Here is an 18,186-nt window from a genome sequence, read left to right as displayed (position 1 = left end):
CTACATACTCCTCAACGGTCTTCGTCGTTCGCACAAATACCTGGCTAGTCTACACGGCCGCCCACGACTTCGTTACCAACCAAAAGTTGCACTAGCTGAGGTTTTCGGCGTACTTTTCGACGACCCCTCCGAACAAACGCACCCCAACTTCAAGTGCTCGCTCATCAATATCAAGGTTGCCTTGGTGCAGGTCCTGCATCTCTCCCTCACCGCTCCAGGCACCGAGCCGGAACATCGACCCGGGGACGTGCTCCAGGTACCAAGAGAAGTCCTCCCCGCCCGAGGACTGCGGCGCGGTCACCACCGCGTGTGGGTCGATCCTGCGCCCTGCCTGTACCCCGATCGCCGTCGCGGCGTCATCGTTGAGCACCGGTGGCACGCCCCGCATGTAGTCGAGGTGGTACGTGCACCCGGTCGGTGCGACGACGAGGTCAATCAGGTCAGTGACCAGATCTTCGAGGATCCGCCACGTCCCGATATCCGCTGTCCGCAACGTGCCCAGTAGCTCGCCTGTCTTCGGGATCGCGTTCGCCGCGTCGCCCGACTCGACGTGCCCGAACACCAACACCGTGCCCGTACGTGGGTCGACCCGGCGCGACAGCAGCGCCGGCAACTGCGTAATCAGCGCCCCGAGCGCGTAGACCACGTCCGCCGAAAGCTGCGGACGAGAGGTGTGGCCGCCAGGCCCGTTAACCGTAATGCGCAGCACGTCCGACGCCGAGGTAATCGCGCCCGTGCGCACACCGATCTGGCCTACGCGCAGTTTCGGTTCGGCGTGGAGGGCGTAAATGCTCGCGACATCCTGCAGCGCGCCCCACTCGATCACGTCAAGCGCACCGCCGTTCATCACCTCTTCTGCCGGCTGGAAGATGATGCGTACGCCGAGCGGCAGCTGGACCGTCGATAAGGCGCACGCCAGCGCGAGCACCACCGTCGTATGCACGTCGTGGCCGCACGAGTGGGAAACGCCCGGGTGCTGGGATGCGAACGGCAAACCGGTTTGCTCAGGAACTTTCAAGGCGTCGATGTCGCCGCGGAACGCGAGCCGCTTGCCGTCCTTTGGGCCCAGGTCGACGTAGAGTCCCGTGCCGGGAAAGAGGACGGGCTCAAGGCCGTGCTCACGCAGCACCTTCGCAATGAACTCGGTAGTGGCGAACTCTTGGTTGGAAAGCTCCGGGTAGGAGTGGAAGTGACGACGCCACTCCACCATTGTCGAGTGATGTTCCTTCACCCATTGGTCTACCGCGCGCGCAATTCCTCCGGCCGTCATCGTGTATGTTCACCCTTCACCCAGCATTTGTGCGCGTGGCTCCCACTGCGCCTTATTGTGGCAATGATTCTACGCCCATCTCCGCCGAATCTTGCGACTGGTCATGTTCGTCCACCTGCCCCTCGTCCGCTGGAAGCAGCTGCAGGGGCGAAACATCGAGCGCGGCAGCGATCCGGTAGATCGTCGAAAGCGTGGGGTCAGCAGCCCTATTCCTGTTGTAGCTATTGCGCTCCAGGTTAGAGAGCAGCGAACGAGAGATCCCCGCCCGCTCCGCCAGGTACGCCTGCGATAGCCCCTGCATTGTTCGCAGCGCGCGGATCTTCTCCCCTAACGCAAACGCGTAGCTGGCCCAGTACTGGTCCGAATCCACATCCGAAAAACGTGCGCCAAGACTCCCCTGAAAGAACACGTATACCCCCTCGTGTACGTAACAAACTTCCGGTGATTATATCCGACGCACGTTACTTTGACTAGAGGTCAATATTGCGTGGCCCGTACAACCTATCTCCGGCGTCGCCGAGGCCCGGCACGATGTACGCGTCCTCGTTGAGTCCTGGGTCAATGACGGCGGTGATCAGTCGCACCGATCCGCCATGCTGCTTCAGCTTGTCGACGCCCGGCTGCGCACTAACCATGCACACACAAGTAATGTCGTCTGCCCCGCGGCCTTCCAACAGTTCAATCGCGTGGATGAGGGAACCTCCCGTGGCCAGCATTGGGTCAACCAAGAACACCGGCTGTCCCGACAGGTCGTCGGGCAGCGCCTCGAGGTACGGAACCGGCTCGTGCGTCTTCTCGTCGCGCGCCATGCCGATGAAGCCGACCTGCGCGTCCGGAATCATGGACAGCGCCGGGTCAATCATGCCGAGGCCGGCACGGATGATCGGAACAATAATTGGGGGCTTTTCCAAGCGAACGCCGGTGGCTGTTGCAACCGGCGTTTTGGTTTCAAAGGTTTCGGTTTTCAGGTCACGCGACGCCTCATAAATCAGCATCGCGCCCAGGTCAGCGAGTGCGGCACGAAACGCGGTGTTGTCGCTTCGCTCATCGCGCATCAGTGTCAGACGGGAGGCTGCTAGGGGGTGGTCAACAACGGTAATTTCCATGATTCACATGGTAATTGAAATTCGGAGGGAACCGTTTACTGACTCTGTGCGTCCAACCTCTTATGACTACTTTCGCTTTTGACCAATCAACGATCCATTCGCACGCTGACTCGCTACGCGACGACGCCGCTGCGCTCCAACCACTGCCAAACGTTCCGGTTCCCAATGTGTGGCCGCTCGCGGAGTTCAGCCAGGCGCTCTCGCAGGCCGTGGAGCAGGAAAACGCGAGAAGCGAGGCTTTGAGTGAGGAAGCAAGCCGCGTCGCTTTCGCGATGCTCCTGGCTGTAAAAGCGGCCATCAGCGTTGATGAGCGATTCAGCAACCTTCTTCAGGCGGTGCTGTAATGGCTGCACTGGCTGCGGGCATTGACCCGATCGCGGCAGCGCAGCTCATTCTGCGACACGTCCCTGCCCCACTTCCCCAACTCCCATTCCTGTCCACTCCAGATTTTTCCGCCATCGAGCCCCTTGCCGCGTTCGTAGGGGCGCACCCTGCGGGCCAGACGCTGCGCAATGCTGCGAACCTGCTGGGGAAAGATCGCGACACCATTGTGAAGATGTTCGGTCAGGCGAGCAGCCTCGTGTTCTTTGCCGCCAAAGACCTGAGCAATATCGTGGTTGACCTCATCCGAGACACCCAACCGCTCCTACCACTGCTACTCAACCCTGCAACTGCGATCGGAGCGGGGATCAAGATCGCCGCCCAGGTCGCGTGGGCGGTCACCCAGGCTGGGCTCACTCTCAACGGGCTGGCGAACGACCTCGCACCACTAGCCAAGCAGCTCTCGGAGATCGTGGCATACGCAGCGAGCCAACCCGCTATTGCCGCATCCTCGCAAGCAAAAGCCGCCATGTACGAGCTCGAGCGCCTCATCACAGCCCGCGAACTCCCTCACGCTAAGAACGAGGTCACCCCGCTCGCCGCCGTCCAGCAGGCGGGACATCCTCCCTCCCGGGGCGGCTCGGCAACTGGTGAGGCTGCGGTCGCGGCGGCGAAACAACAGCTCGGCACACGGTACGCGTGGGGTGGATCTGCGCCCGGCGGGTTCGACTGCTCCGGGCTGACAAGCTGGGCGTATCGGCAGGCCGGTGTGGAGCTGCCACGCCTAGCCCAAGAGCAAAATATCGGGCAACAGGTCCGCTACGAGGACCTGCAACCGGGCGACCTCGCGGTGTGGGATGGACACGTTGCCATGTACGCCGGTGACGGGATGCTCATCGAAGCTGGCGACCCAGTTCAGATGAACCCGGTGCGAACAGAAAACATGGGAATGGCCTTCAAAGGTTTCTGGCGTCCAACAGCGTGATAGATTTGCTGCATGATTACCCGTGCTATTTTGCCCGTCAAGCTTTCACTGACCGACGGCGATTTCTACACCCTGTGGGCGCCAACCTGGAAGGAGCACGGCTCCGAGTGGCAGGCCTTTTCCGGCGATGAAAACTCGGTGCTCGTCTTCGAATCCCCCGAGGCGCTGCTCGCATACATCAACAACACGCCGAAGCACGACCTGGCGAACCACCCCAAGTGGGAGCAGTTTTCCAACCAGGGCGACGACCGTGTGGTGCCGAATGACAAGCAGTACTTCGACATCATTGGTGCACCGGAGTTGCTGGCTGGCCGCCCAAGCCACGAGAACGTCTCGCACCTGTCCCGCGTGTTGCAGATTTCGCGCTCCCTCGCGGAGGTAGCGGCGGCAGAGCCAGCACTGATCTTCTTCGCCTCTCACTCGATTTTGGGCAACGTCAACCGCGGCTCTGATCACTACCAGGGTGAGAACGGCCTGGACGAGTGGTCTGGTGTCGGCCGCGTCGTGCTGGCGAACTGGGAAGAGGTAGTCAAATCCCTCGATGAGTCGGTCCGCGTGGTGCAGACGGACTCCATCGACGCGGCAGCGGTCAGCGCCGCTGCCGCAGCTATCGAGGCCGCGCAAAAGGCCCGCGAAGAGGCGAAGCAGCAAGCCAGCGAGGCCGAGCGTGCTGAGCAGGAGGCGCAAGACCCATACGACAATTCCGCGTGGGCACGTGCCGGAATCGACCCAGTGAAGGTTTCCATCCAGGGCAAGAGCGTCTACACGCTGCGCACCTACCTGGGCTCCAACCCGGTATTCCTGGGCAAGTACGGTGAAATCTTCACGTTCCCGTCCACCAAACACCTTGGACGCTGGATTATCGAGAATGATGACCACGACCTCGCCGCAGTAGCAACCTGGCCTGACCTGGTTACCCTGGCCAACGCTGGTGAGCTCGAGGTCACCGTCCACCCGGACAACTCCTACTCCTTCAACGGCATCGCGCAGGACATCAAGCAGGGCGTCGATAGCGTCGATACCAAGCAGATGGCGAAGGCCTACGAGCTGCTTGCCGACGCCGCCGACTGGGCCAAGGACGACTCGCTCAACTCCTTCCTCCTGGCAAACCCACGCATGCAGGACTACCTGGCGTACATGCTGGGCTCCACCGAAGCCGCAGGATACGTCCCATCCGCACCGTTTACGGATAAGGCTGAGGCGTGGAACGAGATGGAGCTGCAGCTCATCAAGCGCTTCTCCAAGTTCTAGTCGCAGCCTAAATTCCTGAGGCCGTCGAAGACGCCGGATTCTGGCACACGTAAAATGTGCCACCATGGACCAGGTCGATCCGTTAATCTCCGCTATTTATCGTTGGTTCGATGTATCCGGTGTCTTACTGATGGGCATCATCGGTGGCACAATCGCACGCCACCGTGGCTACGACATCATCGGGTTTTTCTTCATCGCGATGCTCTCCGCACTCGGCGGAGGCATGCTTCGCGACGTCCTCATCAACGAAGGCACCGTGGCGGCAATGAGCCAGCCGGAGTACCTCATCCTGGCTTTTACCGGCGCGGTGATCGCGCGCTTTACATACTTCAAAGGGCGCGCGTGGAGCGTGCTTGAAAGCCACGGCGACGCCTTCGTCTCAGCGCTGTGGGCGGCCACCGGGGCGTCGAAAGCCCTGACGTACGGGCTGCCGGTCCTGCCTGCGATCATGATGGGCGTGTTCACCGCGACGGGCGGCGGCATGATCCGCGACGTCGTCACCGGCCGCGAGCCGAGTGTCTTCGGCAACAACCAACCAACGGTCATTCCAGCCGTGGCATGCTCTGTCATCGTGCTGCTTGGGCACGCCACGGGCCACATGGCGATCGGGATGGTGATTGGCCCGATGGTGAGCTTCGGACTCTTCCTGCTCGGCTACTACGGAAACTGGCGGATCTCCACGAACTCCGAGTTCGCGCCGGTAAACCAGACCGCGGCACACCTCGCTGAACTGGCTCGGAAAGCGGAGCGTCGCTCACGCAACATCGCGCGTGAACTCGAGCCGACCCGCGTGCGCTCCTGGCGCCACCGCCAGATGGAAAAGGCGCTCCAGCGCAGGATCGAATCGGAAGTCAAGCGCGGCAAAGGGCGTAAAGAGGCCGTGCACGAGGCAGACGCGTTCCTGCAGGAATTCACCTCCCAGTTCGAGGCGATTGATGCAGAGGACAAGCAGGATGTGACGGAGGGGGCGTCGACCGGCGAGTCGCTGCTCGACGGCATCGGGGTGGACCTCTCCGGCGATTCCTACGACGAGGACCGCAACCTTGATCAGACCGCCAGCAAGATGCTGGACATGATTCTGCAGGACGACAAACTCACCGACGAGCTCATCGAGCGGCTGGTCAAGCAGTACGAAGCGCGAAACTCTTAGAGCGCCGCGGTGCCGAAGGCCCAGCCAGCGCCGAAGGTGATGGCAAGCCCAAGCCCGCCGCCGATGACCAGGCGCAACACGGCGCGCGTCACGCTCGCGCCACCAATGCGAGCAGAGATCGCGCCAGTTGCCGCCAGCGCCACGAGAGTCACAATGAACGTCGACGCCACACGCCACGAGTCTGGCGGAAGTAGCACCGCAGCAAGCGGCAGCAACGCACCGAGGAAGAAGGAAATGAACGACGCAATGGCCGCGGACCATGGGTTCGCAAGGTCGTCCTCGTCGATGCCGTAGTGCATTTCCAAGTGGGCCTTGATGGGGTCCTCGGCGGTGCGCTCCTTCGCCACCTTCAGCGCCGTCTTCGAGCTCAAACCAGACGCGACGTAGCCTGCGACCAGGTGCTCGAACTCCTCGTGCGGGTCCTCCTTGTGCAGCTCGAGCTCGCGCTCAATGAAGGCGCTTTCCATATCCCGCTGGGAGGACACGGACACGTATTCGCCGAGCGCCATCGACACTGCGCCACCGATCAGCGCGGCGATGCCGGCCGTAGCGATCGCGGGAACGTTCGGGGTAGCACCCGCGACGCCGACGACCACCGCGGCCGTCGAAACGATGCCATCATTCGCGCCGAGCACTGCCGCGCGCAGCTTGTTCAGCCGCTCATTCATGCCTTCAACTGCAACCATGCGCTACATCGTGGCTGAAACTACACACCCGCGCAACAAAGCGCAGCCTCACCAATATCGTGGGTGACCTGGCGTACGATAGCCTGCGATGAACACTGCAATACGCATCGCAAGCGCCGTGTGCGCGCCCCTGTGCCTGACTCTCGCCCCTGCCCCGCTTGCGCAGGCGGAGGATACGACGGTCACGACCACGGTCACACCCCGCCCCGGGTTTTACGACGACTACGGCAACTGGGTCCCTCCTGTTCGCCTCCACGCGCCGGACACGAACAATTGCGAACGCTCCCTGTGGCCGCCCGAACCAGTCTCGACGTCCGAAGCTCGCGAAACCGAGACGCTCCAACCACTCCCCGTAACCTACGAGGGCTCCTGCGGCATCGAGGCGCCCGAGGGATTCCATGTCGATGAGGGGGTGCTCGCGTCCGCGTGGCTGGTCGCCAACCTCGATACCGGCGACGTGATTGCGATGAAGGATCCGCACGGCAGGTACAGGCCGGCCTCGATTATTAAGGTGCTGCTCGCACTCGTGGCGATTGACGAGCTGCCCCGCGAACAGCGCGTTGTGGTCAGCGAGGAATCCGCTGGCCAGGAGGGCTCCGCCGTCGGCATCGGGGCCGGCGGCGAGTACACCGTCAACGACCTGCTACACGGCCTACTGATGGCCTCGGGCAACGACGCCGCCCATGCGCTCGCGCAGGCGCTCGGCGGTGACGACGCCACCCTGACGAAGATCAACGCGAAGGCCCGTGAGCTCGGCATGCTCGACACCCGCGCAACCTCCTACTCCGGCCTGGATCGGGCTGGGATGTCCACTTCGGCATGGGATATGGCGCTCGCCTACCGGGCCGCGTTTTCCAACCCGACGTTCGCCGAAATCGCAGACACCGCCTCCTACCCCTTCCCCGGCTACGGCGACATCCCGGGCTACGAGCTGTGGAATGACAACAAGCTCTACCTCAACGACCCAGACGGCATCGGCGGCAAGACCGGCTACACGGATGACGCGAACCACACGTTTGTAGGCGCAGTCGACCACGACGGCGTGCGTCTGGTGGCGGTAGTGCTGGACACCACGGTGGATAAAATGCGCGCGTGGCAGCAGGCGCAGACGCTTCTCCACGAGTCCTACGCCTACGCCTCCGAGCGCTCGACCCACGTGGCGTCGCTGAACCCTGTCGAGGAAACGCCAACGACGACGCAGCAGCCGACTGATACCGATGCTCATAAGCCTGGAACAACAAAAAGCCAGGGAGGCATTCCCTGGCTCTCGATCGCGCTCGTCGGCGGAGTGCTGGTTGTGGCCGCACTCGCCGTCGCGCTTAGTCTCGCGTCAGCAAAGAAACGATCCCGACGCCAATAGCGCCAATCGCCGCACCCACGCCCAGCGCCTTGCCTGACGCCGAGGCGCTGTTCGCCGGATCCTGGTACGCACCCGCGCGCACGTTAATGATCGCGGACTCCGGCACCTCAACCGGCTCGAGTTCCAGCGATTCCTCCGTGGTCGCGGTCCAGGCAGAAACGTAGAGCACCACGCGCCAGATGAGGTAGAGCACCACCATCAGCGCAATCACCGGGCCGAAGATCGCGCCGGCCGGGTTGCCCGTCGCCGAGCTGACAATCACGGTTGCGAACTGCTTCACCAGCTCGAACGCGACCGCGCCGAGCAGCGCGCCCTTCAAGCCGGACTTCATCGGCACCTTCGTGCGCGGCATGTACGTGACCATCCACCACATAACCAGGAAGTTCGCCAGCACACCGACCAACAGGCCGACGGCCCACACTACGGCGCGTGAGCCCGGGAAGTCGCCGAGACCGAAATGCTCCATCGCCTGCGAAGTCCACGAAGAGGCACCGATGGCGGTCACACCGAACGCCACGATGAACAGCACGATGAGACCGATGAGGCCGAGCAGGTCTGTCAACTTCTTCACGACGAAGTTTCCACCATCATTCGCGTCAAGGTTCCACATCGCCGAAATGCCGACTCGCAGGTTGTTCATCCACCCCAAGCCGGACCAGAGAGTGGTGAGCAAACCGACGCCTGCGACGGCGCCGCGCTGATCAATCGCCGCCTGCAGCAGCTCGTTGACGGTATCGCCGAGCCCGCCCTCGAGGTTCTCGGTGATCTGGTCCTGCACCTGCTGCATAATGTCGGGGCGCCCGTTCAAAAACATACCGAGCGCAGCGAACAACAACATCGCCAGCGGGAAGAGCGACAGGACAGAAAAGTACGTAATACCTGCAGAAAGCTGGTTACCTCCCTGCGCGGAGAAACGCTCGTTCATCCGCATCAGGTGGCCGACCGCCGGAGCCTTCTTCGCGATCTCGTCCGCAGCGCCCTCTGTTTGCTGCTTCGTGGCTCGCTCAATACCCTGCCGGTCGGTGTATTCCGTCTGTGGCGACGTCGACGTGGCCATCACAGTCCCTTCCCTACGTTTGGTTAGTTACGCTAAGCACACCATCGTAGAGGAAAGGTCCACGATCTAGCCACCGAATTATTAGGCTCCGGCCAGGAACCCGACTTTCTCGTAGACGTCTTTGACCAACGGCGCCGCGATTTCTCGGGCGCGCTGCGCTCCGTCTGCGAGGATGCGTTCCAGTTGCGCGCGGTCGTTCATGAGCTCGTCGTAGCGGGCGCGAAGTGGCGTCGTAAAGGCTTCGAGTGCATCCGCCGTATCCACCTTCAGCGCGCCGTAACCCTTGCCCTCGTAGCTGGCCACCAGCGAGTCGATCGGGGTGCCGGTCAGCGCCGACTGGATCACCAGGAGGTTGGAGACGCCAGGCTTGTTCTCCTTGTCGTAGGCGACGACGCCATCGTCGTCCGTCACCGCGGACCGGATCCGCTTCGCGGACACCTTCGGATCATCCAGCAGGTTGATCAGGCCCTTCGGGTTCTGCCCAGACTTGCTCATCTTCGACGTCGGATCCTGCAGGTCATAAATCTTTGCCGAGCCTTCCGGGATGAGGCCCTCAGGCACCACGAACGTGGAGCCGTAGCGGGAGTTGAAGCGCTCAGCGAGCGTACGGGTCAGCTCGAGATGCTGACGCTGATCTTCGCCAACGGGCACGAGCTGCGGCGAGTACAGCAGAATATCGGACGCCATCAGCACTGGGTAGGTAAACAGACCGACAGAGGTGCGGTCCTGGCCCTGCTTCTGGCTCTTGTCCTTAAACTGCGTCATGCGGCTTGCCTCGCCGAAGCCGGTGAGGCACTGCAGCACCCAGGTCAGCTCCGTGTGCTCAGGCACATGCGACTGCACGAACAGAGTGGACTTCTCTGGGTCGATGCCGAGCGCGATCAGCTGCGCGCAGCCCGCGATGGTGCGCTCGCGCAGCTCCTTCGGATCCTGGTCGACCGTAATGGCGTGCAGGTCCGGGATGAAATAAAACGCGTCGTACCCGTCTTGCAGGTCAATCCACTGCTTCAATGCCCCAAGGTAGTTGCCGAGGTGGTAGGAATCTGCCGTGGGTTGAATGCCGGAAAGTACGCGCTGTTTTTCAGTCATGCCTACCTACTGTAGACCGGAACGTGCGCGTGCGGTACCTGCCCTATTCTTTTTCCTCTTTGTCGGCCTTGTTGTTTGGCCGCGGGTCGGTTCGGCGCATGCGCTTGATTCCGCGGTAGACCTGGCGCGCCCCCGGCACCATCCGCGCTCGCCGGTAGAAGTAAGAGGTCAGCGCGTACTTCGGGTCGATCTCGGCGACGCGCTCGTCGTCGTACACATAGACCGGCAGTGACCAGCCACGCTTCAGGGAAACCAGGCGGATACCCAGCACGAGCAGCACAGTGACAATGACGTTGACCCACTCCGGGACCCCCACCATCATCATCAGCCACCACGCCACGGTGCCAATCACCGCCGCCGACGCATACAGCTCTTTCCGGAACACCAGCGGCACACGATCGGAGAGGACGTCGCGAATGATACCGCCGGAAACACCGGTGGTGATGGCGGCCACGCAGGCAATGATGAACCCGTGGCCGTTCTCAATCGCGATTCGAATACCAACAACAACGAACGCGGCGAGCCCGATGGCGTCGGCAACTAAGAAGCCGCGACGCAGCTGGTGCATCAGCCAACTAATGCGGACAGTCACCACCGAAGCGATCACTACGATCAGCAGGTATTCGGGCTTTTCCACCCACACCATCGGGTAGATGCCCAGCAGCAGGTTGCGCACAGTACCGCCGCCGAGCGCGGTGAACGCGCCGAGGGTGATGACCCCGAAGAGGTCCATGCGCATGCGGCCCGCGGACACGGCGGCGGTCATGGCCTCTGCGACGATGCCGATGATGAAGAGCGCGGTGATGAGCTGATCGGTGCTGACTGCGTCCATATTAAATGTCGTACTCCACGATGAGCGGGGAGTGATCCGACCAGCGCTGCTCTACCGCCGGTGCCTTCTCCACCCAGCTGCGCTGCGCGCGCTCAAGCATGGACTTCGTTGCGGCCTGGTAGTCGATGCGCCAGCCGGCGTCGTTGTTAAACGCCTGGCCACGGTAGGTCCACCATGTGTACGGCGCGTCCTCGGGTTGCAGGCGGCGCGCGACGTCGAACCACTGCGGGTTCTCATTCGCTTGTCGACGCCCCTCCGACTGGTACTCCACTGCCCCAGCCCACCGGCTTGCTTCCTTGTCTTCGAGGTCCTGGGCGGCGTCATCCGGGAACGCACCAAAGACGGAGTCCATGAACGCGCGCTCGTCGGGCAGGAAACCGGACTTCTTCCGGTTCGTTTTCCAGTTCTTGAGGTCTTCGCGGCGGTGGCAGATGTTCCAGTCGCCTGCGATCACCATGTCGGGGTACTTCGCGGGCAGTTCCTCGAGCACCGGGCCGAACTGGTCGAAGAAGCGGTACTTCTCGTCCTGCTTGGCGGTCTCCGCGGCGCCCGACGGGAGGTAGAGCGACGCCACCCGCACGCCATTCTCTAGCGTCGCCGCAATGAAACGCCCCGCATCCTCGAAGCCCGGAATGCCAATGCTTACCTCAGATAGGGGGGTTCTTGAGAGAATTCCCACACCCGCTCGCCCCTTCGCGCCCGGAGTTTCCGCCGGGGCGACAGCGAGATGCCACCCCTGTTCGAGCACAGGCGCCAGCGCGAGCTCGGTTTGTTGCTGCGTTGCCCGCACCTCTTGCATCAGCACGACGTCGACAGACGAGGCGTCGAGCCATGCGTGCATCCCGTGATTGAGCTCGTTGCGGACCTTCGTTGCCGCGCGGATTCCGTTGACGTTGACCGAAGCAATGCTTAAAACCATGCCCATGACCCTACCTTTCCCCGCTAATACAAGACACGCGGTATGTAAAAGCTGTACGCTGTGGGTTTAGGCAACACATTTGACGCGATACTTAAGGAGAACCATGGCTCAAATCATTTGGACACGCACCGATGAAGCGCCACTGCTGGCAACCTATTCCCTCAAGCCAATCGTTGAGGCATTCGCCGCTCAGGCGGGGCTCGATGTCACCACCGCTGACATCTCGCTTGCAGGCCGCATCATTGCGCAGTTCCCGGAGCGTCTCACCGATGAACAGAAGATGGACGACGCACTTGCGCAGCTCGGCCAGCTTGCTACTACCCCCGAAGCGAACATCATCAAGCTTCCGAACATCTCGGCTTCCCTGGTCCAGCTGAAGAAGGCCATCGCAGAGCTGCAGGCCGCTGGCTTCGACCTGCCGGAGTACCCGGACAATCCTTCCACCGACGAAGAGCGCGAAGTACAGAAGAGTTACGACGCCGTGAAGGGCTCCGCCGTGAACCCCGTCCTGCGCGAGGGCAACTCCGATCGCCGTGCGCCGGAGGCCGTCAAGAACTTCACGAAGAAGCACCCACACTCGATGGGCGCGTGGTCGAAGGACTCCAAGACCAACGTTGCGACCATGGATGCTGGCGACTTCCGCCACAACGAGAAGTCCGTCATCATGCCGGCGGCCGATTCCCTGACCATCAAGCTGGTCGCCAATGATGGCACCGAGACCGTCCTCAAGGACTCCCTGGCCGTCGAAGCTGGCGAAGTCGTGGATGGCACCTTCATGTCCGCCAAGGCACTCGACGCGTTCCTTCTCGACGCCGTCAAGCGCGCCAAGGAAGAGGGCGTGCTCTTCTCCGCCCACCTGAAGGCAACGATGATGAAGGTCTCCGACCCAATCATCTTCGGCCACGTCGTCCGCGCATACTTCAAGGACGTCTACGACAAGTACGGCGAGACCCTGCTGGCTGCTGGCTTGAACGGCGAGAACGGCCTGGGCGCAATCCTCGACGGCCTTGCTGGCGTCGATAATGGCGAGGAGATCCGCGCGGCCTTCGAGCAGGCACTGAAGGACGGCCCGGCGTTGGCGATGGTCAACTCCCACAAAGGCATCACCAACCTGCACGTACCATCCGACGTGATTATCGACGCCTCGATGCCTGCGATGATCCGCACCTCGGGCCACATGTGGAACGCTGCCGACCAAGAGCAGGACACCCTGGCGACCATCCCGGACTCCTCCTACGCGGGCGTCTACCAGGCGGTTATCGACGACTGCCGCGCCAACGGCGCCTACGACCCAACCACCATGGGCACCGTGCCAAACGTCGGCCTGATGGCGAAGAAGGCTGAGGAGTACGGCTCCCACGACAAGACCTTCAAGATCCCAGCCGACGGCAAGGTCCAGGTAGTTAGCAAGCTTGGCAACGTCCTCATCGAGCACGACGTCGAAGCCGGCGACATCTGGCGCGCATGCCAGACCAAGGACGCCCCGATCCAGGATTGGGTGAAGCTCGCCGTCAACCGCGCACGCCTGTCCGGCATGAAGGCCATCTTCTGGCTCGACGAGGAGCGCGCACACGACCGCAACCTCATCTCCCTTGTTGAGAAATATCTGCAGGACCACGACACCGACGGCCTGGACATCTCCATCATGAACCCGGTTGAGGCGACGAAGGTCTCTGTTGAGCGCATCCGCCGCGGCGAGGACACCATCTCCGTAACCGGTAACGTCCTGCGCGACTACAACACCGACCTGTTCCCGATCCTCGAGCTGGGCACCTCCGCGAAGATGCTCTCCGTCGTTCCACTGATGGCTGGCGGTGGCCTCTTCGAGACCGGTGCTGGCGGCTCTGCACCGAAGCATGTGCAGCAGGTCCAGGAAGAGAACCACCTGCGCTGGGACTCCCTCGGCGAGTACCTCGCGCTTGCCGAGTCCTTCCGCCACGAGAAGAACACCAAGGGCAACGAGAAGGCAGGCGTCCTCGGTGACGCGCTGGACCGCGCAACGGAGAAGCTGCTCAACGAAGGCAAGTCGCCATCGCGCAAGGTCGGCGAGATCGACGACCGCGGCTCCCACTTCTGGCTGGCACGCTACTGGGCTGAGGAGCTCGCTGCACAGTCCGAGGACGCAGACCTGGCGGCCACGTTCGCCCCGGTTGCGGCTGCACTGGCAGAGAACGCCGAGACCATCGACGCAGAGCTGCTCGCGGTCCAGGGCTCCCCTGCCGACCTGGGTGGCTACTACTGGCCTGAGGAGGCCAAGGTGACTGCCGTCATGCGCCCGTCGGCAACGTTTAACAAGGTGATTGACGGTTTGAAGTAAACCCTCGGTTTGATCGGCCCCGGTTGCTGCGTTTTCGCGGCGGCCGGGGTTTCGTTTACGGTTCTTAACCTGGCGCCCAGGATGGTAACCAGAGGATGGTAATCAGCCGAGTAACTGGGCCAACGGCGATCACCTCTACTCGGCTGATTACCATCCTCTGGTCACCATCCTCGGCGAAGAGCGGGCTGCGGGTGTGGTGGCGTCGAGAAGCAGGTACTCACCCGAGGGCAGCCCGGCGGCCAGCGATGGTGTCGCGGACCTCGCGGACGAACTGATCGGGGTACCGACGCAAGAACGACGGCGAGTAGCGGAGGAAGACGTAGCCCCTGTTGGCGATCATCTTCTGTCGTTCGAACTCTTCCTGCCGCGCGCGTTCGGCGTTGGGTCCCTGGTATTTCACGTTGCCGTCGATCTCGATGAGCAGCCAGCCGTCGATGCAAAGATCTGCGTAGCGTCCAGCCACTTCGTACTGCGTAAGCAAAGGGCCGATCCCCGCCCGGATCAGCAGAGCGCGTGCGAAAGATTCGTAGGGCGAACCGGAATCCGCGACACAGTGCCGGATGCACTCCCGGACCACGGCAACGCCCTTTAGCCTGCCAAGTTGGGATGCCTCCCGTTCAAGAAGTTCAAACGTAAACCCACTACACCGAAGGTAGTCGGCAGCGACGAGCCCTTCGACGAAGCCGTAATGGCGGGCGATGTCAGCAAACGTTCGGAAACCGTTAGTAACCCGGTGGCCGTCGCGCAACGAGATTTCGTTGCTACGCAGCACCATGCGCCGAAACATTATCCCCTCCCGGTTTCGGCGAGATGGCGGGCTCCCCCTCGAAAGCAGACACAGTTCGACGGGTTCTTCCGTCGTACTAATCACCCAAATGCCGTGCATGCGCGCGGCCGATCTTCCGACCAACACCGCTTCCCTGCTCATCATCGCAGCAGCTTCGACGCGCAGCCACTGACGTTCGTGGAACCTCAGCTCTTTCCAGCCCTTCTCTGCATACACAATGCTCGTGTCGAGCACCCGATACGGCCCTCGGAGTTTGTCGAGTTCCTTGTGGGAAAGAACCCGCTTGTCCACAATCCCCCGCCGTAGCTCTTCCTTCCGTTCCTCCCACCGTTGCCGTTGTGCATTATGTGCTCTGTCAATCCCCATGTCTTTTCTGACGGCGAAAACCCGGCACCGGTTCCCTCCCGTCGCCGAAGGCCTACCCCGCGTTGCACGACGCGAAGGTTCACGAACGTACACCACCGTCACTATTGTCAACATGGTTGAACCAGCAAGTTGGCATGACTACCGCCCGGGGTGAGCGTGGCGCTGGACGCTCTTCACTTTTCTATTTATATTCACATATATCGCCTGGTTAAACAGTATTGCTAGACAGCTTGGTTCACACAGAACCTACCAAGCGTTACATTGTTCCCCATGACACAATACGACAACAGCAATACGAAAGACTGGTCCTTCAACACACGCTCTATCCACGCCGGACAGGCCGTCGATAGTGACTACGGGGCTCGCAACCAGCCCATCTACATGACCACCTCCTACGTGTTCGACAACGCTCAGCACGCAGCAGACCGCTTCAACCTCTCCAACCCAGGCCCGATCTACACTCGCCTGACCAACCCGACCCAGCAAGCGCTCGAAGACCGCATCGCGGACCTCGAGGGTGGCGTCGCAGCTACCGCATTCGCCTCTGGCATGGCTGCAGAGACCGCCGCCATCACGAACCTGGCGTCGGCAGGTGACCACATCGTCACCTCGCCTCGCATCTACGGCGGCACCGAGACCCTGTTCCAGGTGACGCTGCCACGCCTCGGCATCGACGTCACGTTCGTGGACAACCCTGACGATCCAGAGAGCTGGCAGGCGGCTGTCCAGCCGAACACGAAGGCGTTCTACGGCGAGACCTTCGGCAACCCGATCGCCGACGTCCTCGACATCCCGACCGTCGCGGAGGTCGCGCACCGCAACCAGGTGCCACTGATTATTGACAACACCATGGCCACCGCCGCCTTGGTCCGCCCACTGGAGCTCGGTGCAGACATTGTCGTCGCTTCCACTACGAAGTTCTACACGGGCAACGGCGCAGCTATCGGCGGCGTCCTCGTCGACGGCGGCAAGTTCGACTGGACCGTCGAGCGCGACGGCAAACCGGTCTTCCCGTACTTCGTCACCCCGGATCCGGCGTACCACGGCCTGAAGTACGCGGACCTCGGTGCACCGGCCTTCGCGCTGAAGGCCCGCGCCGGCATCCTGCGCGACACCGGCGCTGCAATCTCCCCGTTCAACGCGTGGGTTGCGCTGCAGGGACTGGACACGCTCAGCCTGCGCGTGGAGCGCCACAACGAGAACGCACTGAAGGTGGCAAAGTTCCTCAGCGAGCACGACAAGGTAGCCAAGGTGAACTTCGCCGGCATCGAGTCCTCCCCGTACTACGCGGTCAAGGAGAAGCTCGGCCTGCGCTACACCGGCTCGGTCCTCTCGTTCGAAATCGCAGGCGACAAGGACGACCACACCAACGCTTGGAAGTTTATCGACGCCCTCAAGCTGCACTCAAACCTGGCAAACATTGGCGATGTGCGCTCCCTGGTGGTCCACCCGGCAACGACGACGCACTCCCAGTCGGATGCTGAAGGCTTGGCGCGCGCCGGTATCTCCCAGGCGACTATCCGCCTGAGCGTCGGCATCGAAGACGCCGACGACATCATTGCGGACCTCGAGCGCGGATTCGCAGCGATCTAAGATGCCCAACCTGGCGCCTGAAGGCGAGCTGCAGAGAGTCCCAATCGGCGACTACACCACAGAGGCGGGAGCCACCATCCAGGACGCCCACATCGCCTACCAGCGGTGGGGGCAGTTCCGGGGTGACCCGAAGGGCGAGAACAACATCCTCCTTGTTGAGCACGCCTTAACCGGGGACTCCAACGCCGCCGAGTGGTGGGGCGGGGCGATTGGCCCCGGCAAAGCACTCGACACCGACACTTGGTGCGTGATCTGCACCAACGTGATCGGGTCCTGCTACGGCTCGACTGGCCCTGCGAGCACGCATCCCGACGGCGCCGCGTGGGGGTCCCGCTTCCCCGCACTTTCAGTCCGCGACCAGGTCCGCGCCGAACACACCCTGTTCACCCAGCTCGGTATCCACCGTGTGCATGCCATCATGGGGGGCTCCATGGGCGGGGCGCGCACCCTGGAGTGGACGCTGCTTTACCCCGAATCTGTCGGCTACGCCTGCGTCATGGCAGTCTCCGCGCGCGCAAGCGCCTGGCAGATCGGCATCCAGGAGGCTCAGATTTACGCCATCGTGCGCGACCCCAACTGGCACGACGGCGACTACTACTCCACCGGCACCTCCCCCGATGAGGGACTGGCTGCCGCCCGGCGCATCGCACACCTCACCTACCGCGGTGAGCTCGAAATCGACGAGCGCTTCGGCACAAGCGCCCAAGAAGGCGAAAACCCACTCGGCCCCTACCGCGAGCACGACCAGCGCTTCGCTGTGCAAAGCTACCTGGACTACCAGGGGCAAAAGCTCGTCAAGCGTTTCGACGCCGGCGCCTACGTCACACTCACCGAAGCCATGAACCGCCACGACATCGGCCGCGGTCGCGGAGGCCTGAACAAGGCGCTGCACTCGTCGACGGTGCCGACGATGATTGTGGGCGTCGATACGGATATTTTGTACCCCTACCACCAGCAGGAACACATGTCCCGCAACCTGGGAAACCTGCTGGGGATGCACAAGCTGTCATCCCCGGTTGGCCACGACGCGTTTCTCGTCGAGGCCCGCCAGATGGACAACATCTTGCGCAACTTCATCGCGCTGACCAGCGCGTAAG

17 protein-coding genes are annotated in these 18,186 nt (G+C 62.3%); 8 read left to right on the top strand and 9 right to left on the bottom strand.

Annotation, left to right across the window (positions count from 1 at the left end; all coding sequences use genetic code 11):
- Positions 1-91: 91 nt before the first annotated feature.
- The 3 genes from KBX14_RS04430 to upp all read right to left on the bottom strand — a co-directional run bounded on the left by KBX14_RS04430 (position 92) and on the right by upp (position 2,376).
- On the bottom strand, positions 92-1,270 hold the full coding sequence (locus tag KBX14_RS04430; protein WP_070477658.1) for an amidohydrolase: 1,179 nt from the start codon (positions 1,268-1,270) through the stop codon (positions 92-94).
- A gap of 52 nt (positions 1,271-1,322) precedes the next feature.
- Positions 1,323-1,640, bottom strand: a complete 318-nt coding sequence (locus KBX14_RS04425; RefSeq protein ID WP_256041918.1) for a helix-turn-helix transcriptional regulator — start codon at positions 1,638-1,640, stop codon at positions 1,323-1,325.
- Positions 1,641-1,740: 100 nt separating this feature from the next.
- On the bottom strand, positions 1,741-2,376 hold the full coding sequence (gene upp, locus KBX14_RS04420; protein ID WP_070477655.1) for a uracil phosphoribosyltransferase: 636 nt from the start codon (positions 2,374-2,376) through the stop codon (positions 1,741-1,743).
- A 62-nt stretch (positions 2,377-2,438) separates the two neighbouring features.
- Here upp and KBX14_RS04415 point away from each other — a divergent pair, with 62 nt between their 5' ends.
- From KBX14_RS04415 to KBX14_RS04400, 4 genes are all read left to right on the top strand, one after another.
- Complete coding sequence (locus KBX14_RS04415; RefSeq protein WP_070362998.1) at positions 2,439-2,720, top strand: hypothetical protein; 282 nt, start codon at positions 2,439-2,441, stop codon at positions 2,718-2,720.
- Entirely contained in the window at positions 2,720-3,682 is a 963-nt protein-coding gene (locus tag KBX14_RS04410) for a C40 family peptidase (protein ID WP_084028610.1), read from the top strand. The genes KBX14_RS04415 and KBX14_RS04410 overlap by 1 nt, the downstream gene beginning before the upstream one ends.
- A gap of 12 nt (positions 3,683-3,694) precedes the next feature.
- Positions 3,695-4,933 carry a hypothetical protein gene (locus tag KBX14_RS04405; protein WP_256041917.1) on the top strand — a complete coding sequence of 413 codons (1,239 nt, stop codon included), beginning with the start codon at positions 3,695-3,697 and terminating at the stop codon, positions 4,931-4,933.
- Positions 4,934-4,997: 64 nt separating this feature from the next.
- Complete coding sequence (locus KBX14_RS04400) at positions 4,998-6,083, top strand: trimeric intracellular cation channel family protein (RefSeq protein WP_256041916.1); 1,086 nt, start codon at positions 4,998-5,000, stop codon at positions 6,081-6,083.
- Here the strand turns inward: KBX14_RS04400 and KBX14_RS04395 are convergent.
- Positions 6,080-6,769 (bottom strand): VIT family protein, encoded by a 690-nt coding sequence (locus KBX14_RS04395; protein ID WP_256000556.1) that lies wholly within the window; start codon positions 6,767-6,769, stop codon positions 6,080-6,082. The genes KBX14_RS04400 and KBX14_RS04395 overlap by 4 nt on opposite strands.
- 88 nt (positions 6,770-6,857) lie before the next feature.
- Between KBX14_RS04395 and KBX14_RS04390 the strand changes: the two genes are divergently transcribed.
- The gene (locus KBX14_RS04390) at positions 6,858-8,129 is read left to right on the top strand and encodes a D-alanyl-D-alanine carboxypeptidase family protein (RefSeq protein WP_256041915.1); all 1,272 of its coding nucleotides are present in this window, start codon (positions 6,858-6,860) and stop codon (positions 8,127-8,129) included.
- Here KBX14_RS04390 and KBX14_RS04385 read toward each other — a convergent pair.
- From KBX14_RS04385 to KBX14_RS04370, 4 genes are all read right to left on the bottom strand, one after another.
- On the bottom strand, positions 8,089-9,186 hold the full coding sequence (locus tag KBX14_RS04385) for a YhjD/YihY/BrkB family envelope integrity protein (protein ID WP_256041914.1): 1,098 nt from the start codon (positions 9,184-9,186) through the stop codon (positions 8,089-8,091). The genes KBX14_RS04390 and KBX14_RS04385 overlap by 41 nt on opposite strands.
- A gap of 81 nt (positions 9,187-9,267) precedes the next feature.
- Entirely contained in the window at positions 9,268-10,275 is a 1,008-nt protein-coding gene (trpS, locus tag KBX14_RS04380) for a tryptophan--tRNA ligase (RefSeq protein WP_256041913.1), read from the bottom strand.
- A gap of 43 nt (positions 10,276-10,318) precedes the next feature.
- Positions 10,319-11,107, bottom strand: a complete 789-nt coding sequence (locus tag KBX14_RS04375; protein ID WP_256041912.1) for a trimeric intracellular cation channel family protein — start codon at positions 11,105-11,107, stop codon at positions 10,319-10,321.
- A gap of 1 nt (position 11,108) precedes the next feature.
- Entirely contained in the window at positions 11,109-12,026 is a 918-nt protein-coding gene (locus KBX14_RS04370) for an exodeoxyribonuclease III (protein ID WP_256041937.1), read from the bottom strand.
- Positions 12,027-12,129: 103 nt separating this feature from the next.
- On the opposite strand from KBX14_RS04370, the gene KBX14_RS04365 reads away from it, so the two are divergent.
- Positions 12,130-14,343 (top strand): NADP-dependent isocitrate dehydrogenase, encoded by a 2,214-nt coding sequence (locus KBX14_RS04365; RefSeq protein ID WP_256041911.1) that lies wholly within the window; start codon positions 12,130-12,132, stop codon positions 14,341-14,343.
- A gap of 217 nt (positions 14,344-14,560) precedes the next feature.
- Here KBX14_RS04365 and KBX14_RS04360 read toward each other — a convergent pair whose 3' ends face one another.
- On the bottom strand, positions 14,561-15,421 hold the full coding sequence (locus KBX14_RS04360; RefSeq protein WP_256041910.1) for a hypothetical protein: 861 nt from the start codon (positions 15,419-15,421) through the stop codon (positions 14,561-14,563).
- A gap of 345 nt (positions 15,422-15,766) precedes the next feature.
- On the opposite strand from KBX14_RS04360, the gene KBX14_RS04355 reads away from it, so the two are divergent.
- The gene (locus tag KBX14_RS04355; RefSeq protein WP_256006194.1) at positions 15,767-17,089 is read left to right on the top strand and encodes an O-acetylhomoserine/O-acetylserine sulfhydrylase; all 1,323 of its coding nucleotides are present in this window, start codon (positions 15,767-15,769) and stop codon (positions 17,087-17,089) included.
- 1 nt (position 17,090) lies between these two features.
- Positions 17,091-18,185, top strand: coding sequence for a homoserine O-acetyltransferase (locus tag KBX14_RS04350; protein ID WP_256041909.1), 1,095 nt, complete (start codon positions 17,091-17,093; stop codon positions 18,183-18,185).
- The last annotated feature ends 1 nt before the right edge of the window (position 18,186 follow it).

The organism is Corynebacterium sp. CCUG 61414 (assembly GCF_024453945.1).
GTDB classification, from domain to species: Bacteria; Actinomycetota; Actinomycetes; order Mycobacteriales; family Mycobacteriaceae; genus Corynebacterium; species Corynebacterium pseudogenitalium.
This window is presented reverse-complemented; position numbering and strand designations above follow the sequence as displayed.